This is a genomic window from Pseudomonas peradeniyensis (genome assembly GCF_014268935.2).
Lineage (GTDB): Bacteria > Pseudomonadota > Gammaproteobacteria > Pseudomonadales > Pseudomonadaceae > Aquipseudomonas > Aquipseudomonas peradeniyensis.
Window position 1 is genome coordinate 437,456 of sequence record NZ_JABWRJ020000004.1, and the last position, 12,117, is coordinate 449,572.

General features: G+C 66.3%; 9 protein-coding genes. 5 read left to right on the forward strand and 4 right to left on the reverse strand.

Annotated features, from left to right (window positions below):
* Positions 1-81 precede the first annotated feature (81 nt).
* The 5 genes from HU751_RS22165 to HU751_RS22185 all read left to right on the forward strand — a co-directional run bounded on the left by HU751_RS22165 (position 82) and on the right by HU751_RS22185 (position 7,003).
* Positions 82-2,208 carry a TonB-dependent receptor gene (locus HU751_RS22165; protein ID WP_186734292.1) on the forward strand — a complete coding sequence of 709 codons (2,127 nt, stop codon included), beginning with the start codon at positions 82-84 and terminating at the stop codon, positions 2,206-2,208.
* 96 nt (positions 2,209-2,304) lie between these two features.
* On the forward strand, positions 2,305-3,360 hold the full coding sequence (locus HU751_RS22170; RefSeq protein WP_186734291.1) for a GlxA family transcriptional regulator: 1,056 nt from the start codon (positions 2,305-2,307) through the stop codon (positions 3,358-3,360).
* A gap of 132 nt (positions 3,361-3,492) precedes the next feature.
* On the forward strand, positions 3,493-4,698 hold the full coding sequence (locus tag HU751_RS22175) for an NAD(P)/FAD-dependent oxidoreductase (RefSeq protein ID WP_186734290.1): 1,206 nt from the start codon (positions 3,493-3,495) through the stop codon (positions 4,696-4,698).
* Positions 4,699-4,959: 261 nt separating this feature from the next.
* Positions 4,960-5,763, forward strand: a complete 804-nt coding sequence (gene dkgB, locus HU751_RS22180; RefSeq protein WP_186734289.1) for a 2,5-didehydrogluconate reductase DkgB — start codon at positions 4,960-4,962, stop codon at positions 5,761-5,763.
* A 58-nt stretch (positions 5,764-5,821) separates the two neighbouring features.
* On the forward strand, positions 5,822-7,003 hold the full coding sequence (locus HU751_RS22185; RefSeq protein ID WP_186734288.1) for an MFS transporter: 1,182 nt from the start codon (positions 5,822-5,824) through the stop codon (positions 7,001-7,003).
* 105 nt (positions 7,004-7,108) lie between these two features.
* Here HU751_RS22185 and ahpF read toward each other — a convergent pair whose 3' ends face one another.
* From ahpF to galU, 4 genes are all read right to left on the reverse strand, one after another.
* The gene (gene ahpF, locus HU751_RS22190; RefSeq protein WP_186734287.1) at positions 7,109-8,671 is read right to left on the reverse strand and encodes an alkyl hydroperoxide reductase subunit F; all 1,563 of its coding nucleotides are present in this window, start codon (positions 8,669-8,671) and stop codon (positions 7,109-7,111) included.
* Between the two features lie 124 nt (positions 8,672-8,795).
* Positions 8,796-9,359 carry an alkyl hydroperoxide reductase subunit C gene (gene ahpC / locus HU751_RS22195; protein WP_186715212.1) on the reverse strand — a complete coding sequence of 188 codons (564 nt, stop codon included), beginning with the start codon at positions 9,357-9,359 and terminating at the stop codon, positions 8,796-8,798.
* A gap of 248 nt (positions 9,360-9,607) precedes the next feature.
* Entirely contained in the window at positions 9,608-10,963 is a 1,356-nt protein-coding gene (gorA, locus tag HU751_RS22200) for a glutathione-disulfide reductase (RefSeq protein ID WP_186734286.1), read from the reverse strand.
* Positions 10,964-11,060: 97 nt separating this feature from the next.
* Positions 11,061-11,900 (reverse strand): UTP--glucose-1-phosphate uridylyltransferase GalU, encoded by an 840-nt coding sequence (galU, locus tag HU751_RS22205; protein ID WP_050706245.1) that lies wholly within the window; start codon positions 11,898-11,900, stop codon positions 11,061-11,063.
* Between the last annotated feature and the right edge of the window lie 217 nt (positions 11,901-12,117).

Genomic DNA, 12,117 nt, shown 5'->3' on the forward strand with positions numbered 1-12,117 from the left:
TCCGCGTGCGCGCCTGCGTGCGCGCTTCGCCGTTGCGTGTTTTCCACCGGGATCCATTCCTTCCTGCAGCAGTGGAACGACATGTCCCGACTCAACAAGCTTCACACCCTGGCGGCCTGCCTGGCCGTGTCCCTGCCGGCGCTGGCCGACGACCATGAAGTGGTGCCCCTCACCCTGCCCTCCACGGCGATCACCGACACCCGAGAACCGCAGGCCATCGACCTGGCCACGCCAACCCCGGCCGGATCGCGCCTGAATCTCAGCGCCCTGGACACCCCGGCCAGCACCAGCAGCCTGACCGAGGCGCAGATCCAGCAGCGCAACAACCTCACCGTGCAGGACGCCGTGACCCGCTCGCCGGGCCTCACCTTCATCGGCACCCCGGGCGACGGCGGCACCGGCCTGTCGGCGCGGGGCTTCACCGGGCAGAGTTCGGTGATGACCCTGTTCGACGGCTCGCGCCTGTACGCCGGCGCCGGCACCCTGACCTTCCCGGTCGATCCGTGGATGGTCGAGCGCATCGACGTGATCCGCGGCCCCGCCTCGGTGCTGTACGGCGAAGGCGCCACCGGCGCGGTGGTCAACGTGGTGCCGAAGAAACCGTTCGCCGGCGACATCCGCAACCACCTGCGCCTGGGCTACGGCTCCTGGGACCGCCAGCAGCTGGGCCTGGACAGCGGCGGCAGCCTGAGCGAGCGCCTGAGCTACCGCGTCACGCTGAACCAGCAGGCCGGCAACGGCTGGGTCGACCGCACTGACTCGCGCAGCCTGGCCCTCAGCGCCGCCCTGCGCTTCGATGCCAGCGACGACCTGAGCTTCACCCTCGCCCACGAACGCGGCGATGCGCAACCGGCCAACTACTACGGCACCCCGTTGATCGACGGGCACCTGCGCAGCAGCGTGCGCCGCAAGAACTACAACGTCAGCAACGACGAGCAGCGCTACCACGACGAGTGGACGCGCCTGACCACCGACTGGACCCTCAGCGACAGTGTCAGCGCCAGCAACCAGCTGTACTACATCAAGAGCCGCCGTCAGTGGCGCAATGCCGAGTCCTACGCCTGGGACGCCGCCAACGGCGTGATCCAGCGCGGCAGCTTCCTCGAGATCCGCCACAACCAGGAGCAGCTCGGCGACCGCCAGAGCTTCACCTTCGACCATGGGCTGTTCGGCCTGGCCAGCAAGACCGTGGTCGGCGCCGACTACAACCGGATTCGCTTCAACGTCGACAGCAACTCGCCCTACCGCGATGGCGGCAGCGATCCGCTCGACCCGTGGCATCCGGCGCCGGGTGGCTTCCACAGCCTCAGCCCGACCCGGGCGCAGACACTGTCCAAGGTCGACACCTTCGCCCTGTTCGCCGAGAACCGCACCCAGCTGACCGACCGACTGGCGCTGGTCACCGGCATCCGCCGCGACCAGAATCACATCGACCGCGACGACCTGGTCAACAACAGCCGCAGCGACCGCAGCCTGCAGGGCGGCAACTGGCGTGCCGGGCTGGTGTACGCGCTCACCGACGACCTGTCGCTGTACGGGCAGTACTCCACCAGCGAGGACGGCGTCGGCGACCTGCTCACCCAGCGCCCGAACAAGCGCCTGGACCTGACCGAGGCGAAGCAGACCGAGATCGGCCTGAAGCAGCGTTTCTGGGATGCGCGTGGCGAGTGGACACTGGCGGCCTATCACATCGTCAAGAAGAAATTGCCGGTGTACAACCCGGTCACCCACGACAGCCAGCAGGCCGGCCAGCAAACCTCCGACGGCCTGGAGGCCAGCCTGGAACTGGCGCTGGGCACCCAGTGGCAGCTCTCGGCCAATGCCGCGCTGGTGCGGGCCAAGTACGACGACTTCCTCGAGGAAGGCAACAACGGCACGGTCCACGACCGCGCCGGCAACCGCCCGCAGGACGTGCCGCGGCGCACCGCCAACCTGTGGCTGAGCAAGGGCTTCGGCCAGGCTGTGGATGCGGGCATCGGCCTGCGCTACGTGGATGAGCGCTACTCCAGCGCGGCCAACGACGAGCGCGTGCCGGGCTACACCGTGGTCGATGCCAACCTGGGCTGGCAGGTGCTGCCCGACGTGCGCCTCGGCCTGCAGTTGAACAACCTGTTTGACCGCCAGTACGCCCAGTCCAGCTACAGCGGCGAGCAATGGCTGCTGGGCGCGCCGCGCTCGTATTTCGCCACGGTCGACTACAGCTTCTGAGGCCGGCGTCGATTCCCGCGCCTGTCGCGCGGTGCTTGATCGGCGCCGCGCCAGGTGCTCGACTTAGTTCTACGCCTCCGTCACAAGCAGTGCGCCATGACCGACATCCCGCAGATCCCCACCCCGCCCGTGCACGCCCTGGATCAGCCGCGCACCCTGCTGTTCCTCGCCTACCCGCAGATGGGCCTGCTCGACCTCACCGGCGCGCAGACGGTGTTCTGGGCGGCGACCAAGGCCCGCGCCGCGCGCGGACTGCCGGGCTACCGCCTGGTCACTGCCAGCCTCGAAGGCGGCCTGGTGCCCACCGCCGAGGGCCTGGCGGTAGGTACCGAGCCACTGGAGCCCTGGTTGCACGAGCCGTTCGACACCCTGGTGGTGCCGGGCGCGCCGGAGATCGTCCGCACCCTCCCCGACCATGCCGAGCTGGTCGCCTGGCTGGCCCAGGCCGCCCAACGCGCCCGACGCACCGCCTCGGTATGCAGCGGCACTTTCCTGCTGGCCGCCGCCGGACTGCTCGACGGGCGCCGGGCAGCCACCCGCTGGGCGATGTGCGATGCGCTGCACCGGCGCTTCCCGGCCATCGAAGTGGACGCCGAGTCGATCTTCGTGCAACAGGACCAGGTATGGACCTCGGCGGGGGTCAGCGCCGGCATCGACCTGGCGCTGGCCCTGGTCGAGGCCGACTGTGGCCGCGAGGTGGCGATGCAGGTGGCCCGCGAGCTGGTGGTGTTCCTCAAGCGCCCCGGTGGCCAGGCGCAGTTCAGCGAACTGCTCAAGGCCCAGGGCGAGGACAGCGCCGCCTTCGAGGCCCTGCACCTGTGGCTCAACGAGCACCTGGGCGACCCGCGCCTGACGGTCGAGCGGCTGGCCGAGCAGGCGCGCATGAGCCTGCGCAACTTCACCCGGGTGTACAAGCACAAGACCGGCCGCACCCCGGCCAAGGCCATCGAGGTGTTCCGCCTGGAGGCGGCGCGGCGCTTGCTGGAGAACTCCGACCAGCATATCGAGCAGGTCGCCCGCCACTGCGGGTTCGGCAGCGAGGAGCGCATGCGCCTGGCGTTCCAGCGCCACCTGGCGGTGACCCCGCGGGACTACCGGGCGCGCTTCGCCCGCAGCGTGCCGCTGGCCGAAATCCAGGGTTCTTTGGCCTAGAGGCAAAACGGGGGCGCGCTTAGCATCTGCAGCACGCCTGTCGGGCCACGGTCCATGTCCTCCCGCAAGGCGTACCCTTTTCCCACTGCCGCAGCGACAACATCGACAATCGCGGCATTCAGGAGCACCCTCATGAAACAGATCCTGATCATAGGCGCAGGCTTCGCCGGGCTGTGGAGCGCCCTCGGCGCCGCCCGCCAGCTCGACCTGCACAAACGCGACGACGTGCTGATCACCGTACTCGCGCCCCAGGCGGAACTGCACATCCGCCCACGCTTCTACGAACCCGACGTGCACACCATGGGCGCGCCGCTGCAGGCGCTGTTCGACGCGGTCAACGTGCGCTTCGTCAAAGGCAGCGCCTACCACATCGACCAGGCCAGCCGTGAAGTGGCGTACCGCCAGCCCGGCGGCATCGAGGCCAGGCTTGGCTACGACCGCCTGATCATGGCCTGCGGCAGCCTGCTCAACCGCCCGGCGCTGGAAGGCTTCGACCGCCACGCCTTCGACGTCGACAAGATCGAGTCGGCCACTCGCCTGGAAGAACACCTCAAGTCCCTGGCCGCCCGCCCTGACAGCCCGGCGCGCAATACCGTGGTGGTGGCCGGCGGCGGCTTCACCGGCATCGAGACTGCCACCGAGCTGCCCAGCCGGCTACGGGCGATCCTCGGCGACAAGGTCACGCCGCGCATCGTCGTGGTCGACCGCGGGGCGAAGATCGGCGCCGCCCTGGGCGCAGGTATCAGCCCGGCCATCGAGCAGGCCTCGGCGGCGCTGGGCATCGAGTGGGTCTGCGGCGCCACGGTGGCCTCGGTGGATGCCGGCGGCGTGCTGCTCGACAACGGCGAACGCATCGCCGCCAACACGGTGGTCTGGACCGTCGGTTTCAAGGCCAACCCGCTGACCGAGCAGATCACCGGCGAGCGCGATCGCCAGGGCCGCCTGCATGTGGACGGCCAGCTCAAGGTCATCGGCAACCCGGATGTGTATGCCGCGGGCGATGTGGCCTATGCGGCCTGCGACGAGGCCGGCAACTTTGCCGTGATGTCCTGCCAGCACGCCATCCCCCTGGGGCGCTACGCCGGCAACAACGCCGCCGCCGAGCTGATCGGCGTGGCACCGATGACCTACAGCCAGCCCAAGTACGTCACCTGCCTGGACCTCGGCGCCTGGGGCGCGGTGTACACCGAAGGCTGGGAACGCACCGTCTCGCCACCGACCGACAAGTTCGAGGCCAAGCAGCTCAAGCAGCAGATCAACTCGGTGTGGATCTACCCGCCGGCAGCGGACCGGGCCACCGCACTGGCAGCGGCCGACCCGCTGATTCCGGTCGCCTGACAGCACTGCTGAGCTCCGGGGCTGCGCTGTCGCTGAGAGCCGTCAGCGCAGCCCCTGCCGGCTTGCCCCGCAATGGCGGCAATAGCCGCTATTGCCTCGCCCCGCTCACAATCCAACCCTGTATTCATGACTCCAGGTCAAAGGACCTTGGCGCGTCGACGCCTTAATCAATCCCGCCGAACACCGCACACTGCGCCTACCCGTTCGAACCCGTGCCCCACTGCCCGGGCCTCGATCACCTCACTCGACAGGAGCAGTTGCATGAGCATTCCATCCTTTGGCCTGGGTACCTTCCGCCTCACCGGCCAGGCCGTCATCGATTCGGTCAAGTCGGCGCTGGAGCTGGGCTACCGCGCCATCGACACCGCGCAGATCTACAAGAACGAGGCCGAGGTCGGCCAGGCCATCGCCGAAAGCGGCGTGCCACGCGACGAGCTATTCATCACCACCAAGATCTGGGTCGACCACTACGCCGCCGACAAGCTGATCCCCAGCCTGCACGAAAGCCTGGCCAAACTGCGCACCGACCATGTCGACCTGCTGCTGATCCACTGGCCGGCGCCGGGCAACGGTGTCGAACTGCCCGAATACATGCAGGCGCTGGCCGAAGCCAAGCGCCAGGGCCTGACCCGCGAGATCGGCATCTCCAACTTCAATATCGAGCTGACCCGCCAGGCCATCGCCGTGGTCGGCCAGGGCGAGATCGCCACCAACCAGATCGAACTCAGCCCATACCTGCAGAACCGCAAGTTGACCGCCTTCCTCCAGGAACAGGGCATCACTACTACCTCCTACATGACCCTGGCCTACGGCAAGGTGCTGAAGGATCCGCTGCTGGCCGAGATCGCCGCCAAGCACAAGGCCACCGTGGCCCAGGTGGCCCTGGCCTGGGCCTTGCAGCTGGGCTATGCGGTTATCCCGTCGTCCACCAAACGCGAGAACCTGGCCAGCAACCTGCTTGCCCGCAGCCTGCGCCTGGACGCCGACGACATGGCGCGCATCGCCACCCTGGAACGCAACGGCCGCGAAGTCAGCCCGGACGGCCTGGCGCCAGCCTGGGACTGATATCCTTCGGGCCTGGAGGCCCAGCGCCCCGCTCTCAACCGCTTTTTCGGAGCTCCCAATGAGCACGCTTTCCCCCAAACGGGTGCTGTTCGCCCTGGCCATCGGCGCCTTCGGCATCGGCACCACCGAGTTCACCCCCATGGGCCTGTTGCCGGTGATCGCCGATGGCGTGGGTGCCAGCATCCCCAGCGCGGGCATGCTGATCACCGCCTATGCCATCGGCGTGATGGTCGGCGCGCCGATCATGACCTTGCTGTTCAGCCGCTTCGGCAAGCGCGCCGCGCTGATGATGCTGATGGGCATCTTCACCGTCGGCAACCTGCTCTCGGCCCTGTCGCCGGACTACTACACCCTGCTGCTCTCGCGCCTGATCACCAGCCTCAACCACGGCGCCTTCTTCGGCCTTGGCGCGGTGGTGGCCGCCAGCGTGGTGCCCCGGGACAAGCAGGCCAGCGCCGTGGCTACCATGTTCATGGGCCTGACCATCGCCAACATCGGCGGCGTGCCAGCCGCCACCTGGCTCGGCCAGCAGGTCGGCTGGCGCATGGCCTTTGCCGGCACCGCGGCGCTCGGCGTGCTGGCCATTGCGGCGCTGTGGTACGCCCTGCCCAAGGGCGAGCGCGGCAGCGTGCCCCATGTGCGCAAGGAGCTGGCGGTGATCGCCCGCCCCAACGTGCTGCTGGCCATGGCCACCACGGTCCTGGGCGCCGGCGCCATGTTCACCCTGTACACCTATGTCGCCCCGGTGCTCGCCGAACTGACCGGCGCCTCGGACAGTTTCGTCACCCTCGGCCTGGTACTGATCGGCGTCGGCTTCACCCTCGGCAACAGCCTGGGCGGCAAGCTGGCCGACTGGTCGCTGGACGGTGCCGCACGGATCTTCCTCGGCGCACTGGCGGCAATCATGCTGCTGATGCCGCTGGTGCTGGGCAGCCATGTCGGCGCCGCCCTGGCGCTGCTGGTATGGGGCGTGTTCACCTTCGCCGTGGTGCCGCCGCTGCAGATGCGGGTGATGACCGCCGCGGCCGAGGCGCCGGGGCTGGCGTCGTCGATCAACGTGGGTGCATTTAACCTGGGCAATGCCGTCGGCGCCGCCCTGGGTGGCGCGGTGATCAGCCTGGACCTGGGCTATGCTGCGGTGCCGATGGCCGGTGGCCTGCTGGCGGCGACCGGGTTGCTGCTGGTATGGCTGGGCGGGCGCGGCAAGGCCGCAGACGAGGCGCTGAGTAATCCAGCCTGACCAGGATCACCCACATGGGGCGAGCTAGCCCGCGATAGCCCCAACACAAAAACGCCGCCATCCCCGAAGGAATGGCGGCGTTTTCACGTTTACACCCCGCTGCCGTCAGGCCGGCGCCGAAGTGCGGATCAGATGATCGAAGGCCGCCAGCGACGCCTTGGCCCCCTCGCCCACGGCGATAACGATCTGCTTGTACGGCACCGTGGTCACATCGCCTGCGGCGAACACGCCGGGGATGCTGGTCTGGCCCTTGGCATCGACGATGATCTCGCCACGCGGCGACAGCTCGACCGTGCCCTTGAGCCAGTCGGTGTTCGGCAGCAGGCCGATCTGCACGAAGATGCCTTCCAGCGCCAGGTCATGCAGCGTGTCGCTGGTGCGGTCCTTGTAGCGCAGGCCGGTAACCTTCTCGCCATTGCCGACCACTTCAGTCGTCAGCGCGCTGGTGATCACCTTGACGTTCGGCAGGCTATGCAGCTTGCGTTGCAACACGGCATCGGCGCGCAGCTGGTTGTCGAACTCGATCAGGGTCACCTGGGCGACCACGCCGGCCAGGTCGATGGCCGCTTCCACGCCGGAGTTGCCGCCACCGATCACCGCCACGCGCTTGCCCTTGAACAGCGGGCCGTCGCAGTGCGGGCAGTAGGCCACGCCACGGGCACGGTATTCCTGTTCACCTGGCACGTTCATCTCGCGCCAGCGGGCGCCGGTGGCGAGGATCACGGTCTTGGCCTTGAGCGAGGCGCCGCCGGCCAGGCGTACTTCATGCAGGCCGCCATCGGTGGCCGGGATCAGCGCTTCGCCGCGCTGCAGGTTCATGATGTCGACGTCGTACTGCTTGACGTGCTCTTCCAGGGCCGTGGCCAGCTTAGGCCCTTCGGTCTCCTGCACCGAGATGAAGTTCTCGATCGCCAGGGTGTCGAGCACCTGGCCACCGAAGCGCTCGGCGGCGACACCGGTGCGAATGCCTTTACGGGCGGCATAGATCGCGGCGGCGGCGCCAGCCGGGCCACCCCCGACCACCAGCACGTCGAAGGCGTCCTTGGCGTTGATCTTCTCGGCCTGACGGGCACCGGCGCTGGTGTCGATCTTGCCGAGGATCTCTTCCAGACCCATGCGGCCCTGGCCGAACACTTCGCCGTTCAGGTAGATGCTCGGTACCGCCATGACCTTGCGGGCTTCGACTTCATCCTGGAACAGTGCGCCGTCGATGGCCACATGGCGCACATTGGGGTTGAGCACCGCCATCAGGTTCAGCGCCTGGACCACGTCCGGGCAGTTCTGGCACGACAGCGAGAAGTAGGTTTCGAAGGTGAACTCGCCCTCCAGCGCCTGGATCTGCTCGATCACTTCGGCACTGGCCTTGGAGGGGTGGCCGCCGACCTGCAGCAGCGCCAGCACCAGCGAGGTGAATTCGTGGCCCATGGGGATGCCGGCGAAACGCAGGCTGATATCGCCCCCCGGGCGGTTCAGCGAGAACGAAGGACGACGGGCATCGTTGCCATCCGCGCTGAAGGTAATGAGGTTCGACAGGCCGGCGATTTCCACCAGCAGGTCGTGCAGTTCGCGGGACTTCGCGCCGTCGTCGAGGGAGGCAACGATCTCGATCGGCTGGGTGACCCGCTCCAGGTAGGTTTTCAGTTGCGATTTAAGCGTGGCGTCCAACATACGGGCGATTCCTTTTTCAAAACTCGGATACAAAAACGCCCAGGCGAGATCGCCCGGGCGTTTTTACGGGGCGGTGACAACTTAGAAGTGGCGGTTGCTCACCGCCCGCATCTGACGCATGGCCTCAGATCTTGCCGACCAGGTCCAGGGACGGAGCGAGAGTGGCTTCGCCTTCTTTCCACTTGGCCGGGCAGACTTCGCCTGGGTGGGCGGCAACGTACTGGGCAGCCTTGACCTTGCGCAGCAGTTCGCTGGCGTCACGGCCGACACCGCCGTCGTTGATTTCGACGATCTTGATCTGACCTTGCGGGTTGATCACGAAAGTACCGCGATCGGCCAGGCCGGCTTCTTCGATCAGCACGTCGAAGTTGCGCGAGATGACGTGGGTCGGGTCACCGATCAGCGGGTACTTGATCTTGCCGATGGTGTCCGAGGTGTCGTGCCAGGCTTTGTGGGTGAAGTGGGTGTCGGTGGACACGCCGTAGATTTCCACGCCCAGCTTCTGGAACTCGGCGTAGTTGTCAGCAAGGTCACCCAGTTCGGTCGGGCAGACGAAGGTGAAGTCGGCCGGGTAGAAGAACACGACGGACCACTTGCCTTTCAGGTCGGCTTCGCTGACCTGGACGAATTCGCCATTGTGGAAAGCAGTGGCGTTGAACGGTTTGACCTGGCTGTTGATGATTGGCATGAGAGACGCTCCTTCATGGGTTGAATTCGGTTGACGGAGAGAATCCTAACCGCTGGTCCCGATGAAGGCTCATTGGCAAAGCTCATGCTGGTGATTGGTTTTGGCTATAAGGCGGGATTATTAATAGAAGGGATTGGGCTGAGCAAAGGATTGCGAGGGCAAAATGCATCGCGGGGCAAGCCCGCTCCCACGCCGGGAAGGTGTCAGGCGTGGGAGCGAGCTTACCCCGCGATCGGGGATAACGCCTATCAGCGGGTGACGGTGCGCATCGTGACGAACTCTTCGGCGGCCGTCGGGTGCACGCCGATGGTCTCGTCGAACTGCTGCTTGGTCGCCCCCGCCTTCAGGGCGATCCCCAGGCCCTGGATGATCTCGCCGGCATCCGGCCCGACCATGTGGCAGCCCAGCACCTTGTCGGTTTCAGCATCGACCACCAGCTTCATCAGGGTCTTTTCCTGGATATCGGTCAGGGTCAGCTTCATCGCCCGGAAGCGGCTCTCGAAGACCTGTACCTTGTGCCCGGCGGCCAGCGCCTGTTCCTCGGTCAGGCCCACGGTGCCGATTGGCGGCTGGCTGAACACCGCGGTCGGGATGTTCTGGTAGTCGACCGTGCGGTACTGCTCGGGTTTGAACAGGCGGCGGGCCACGGCCATGCCTTCGGCCAGCGCCACCGGGGTCAGTTGCACGCGGCCGATCACGTCGCCGATGGCCAGGATCGACGGGGCGGTGGTCTGGTACTGCTCGTCCACGCGGATGTACCCACGCTCGTCCAGTTCCACGCCGGTGTTCTCCAGGCCCAGGTTGTCCAGCATCGGCCGGCGACCGGTGGCGTAGAACACGCAATCGGCGACCAGCTCGCGACCATCCTTGAGGGTGGCCTTGAGGCTGCCGTCGTCGAGCTTGTCGATGCGCTGGATGTCGGCGTTGAATTGCAGGTTCAGGCCGCGTTTTTCCAGCTCTTCCTTCAGGTGCGTGCGCACCGAGCCGTCGAAACCACGCAGGAACAGATCGCCCCGATACAGCAGCGTGGTGTCGGCGCCCAGGCCCTGGAAGATCCCGGCGAACTCCACGGCAATGTAACCCCCGCCCACCACCAGCACGCGTCGCGGCAGTTGCTTGAGGTAGAACGCCTCGTTGGAAGTGATGGCCAGTTCCTTGCCCGGAATGTCCGGCACCTGCGGCCAGCCGCCGGTAGCGATGAGGATGTTGGCGGCACTGTAGCGCTGGCCCTCGACCTCCACCTCATTGGCGCCGGTAATGCGTGCGTGGCCCTGCAACAGGGTGACGCCGCTGTTGACCAGCAAGTTGCGGTAGATGCCGTTGAGGCGCTCGATCTCGCGGTTCTTGTTGGCGATCAGCGTGCCCCAGTCGAAATGCCCCTCTTCCAGGGTCCAGCCGAAGCCTGCAGCCTGTTCCAGTTCGTCGGCGACGTGAGCGCCGTAGACCAGCAGTTTTTTGGGCACGCACCCGACGTTGACGCAGGTGCCCCCCAGATAACGGCTTTCAGCCACCGCCACCTTGGCGCCGAAGCCTGCGGCGAAACGCGCCGCGCGTACACCGCCAGAACCGGCGCCAATCACGAACAGATCAAAATCGTAAGCCATGCATTGAGTCTCCTAGGCAGGCGCCCAGCATAGCGCCGTTGGCCGCCGCAAACAAAAAAGCCACCCGAAGGTGGCTTTTCCAGACAACGCCGGGGACTCAGTAAGCCTTGCCGGTCTTGTAGAAGTTCTCGAAGCAGAAGTTGGTTGCCTCGATGTAGCCTTCGGCGCCGCCGCAGTCGAAACGCTTGCCCTTGAACTTGTAGGCGATCACGTTACCTTCGGCGGCCTGCTTCATCAGCGCGTCGGTGATCTGGATCTCGCCACCTTTGCCCGGCTCGGTCTGCTCGATCTTCTCGAAGATGTCCGGGGTCAGGATGTAGCGGCCGATGATCGCCAGGTTGGACGGTGCGTCCTCTGGCTTGGGCTTCTCGACCATGGCGTCGACACGGAAGATGCCGTCCTTGATCTCTTCACCGGCGATGACGCCGTACTTGTTGGTTTCCTGCGGATCGACTTCCTGGATGGCGACGATCGAGCAGCGGTACTTCTTGTACAGCGCGACCATCTGCGCGAGCACGCCGTCACCGTCGAGGTTGACGCACAGGTCGTCTGCCAGCACCACGGCGAACGGCTCGTCGCCAATCAGCGGGCGGCCGGTCAGGATGGCGTGGCCCAGGCCTTTCATTTCGGTCTGGCGGGTGTAGGCGAAAGAGCACTCGTCGAGCAGACGACGGATGCCGACCAGGTATTTCTCCTTGTCGGTGCCCTTGATCTGGTTTTCCAGCTCGTAGCTGATGTCGAAGTGGTCTTCCAGGGCACGCTTGCCACGGCCGGTGACGATGGAGATCTCGTTGAGGCCGGCGTCCAGTGCTTCTTCAACGCCATACTGGATCAGTGGCTTGTTGACCACCGGCAGCATTTCCTTGGGCATGGCTTTGGTAGCGGGCAGGAAGCGGGTGCCGTAACCGGCTGCCGGGAACAAGCATTTCTTGATCATATACGTCCTTAACAAGGGCTTTGCGTACGAAATTCGGCGCAGTCTAATCAGGCGGCGGTCACCTTACAATGCCCCCCGCGCTGGCCGATGCCATCATAGAGACATTCCAGTGTAGATAGTTCCGCCAGACCGTGAATTTCAGGCGACCGGCGACACCATCGCGGGACGGGCCCACCCCCACGATCGTCCCTTGCTGGGCGTGGGAGCGGGCTTGCCC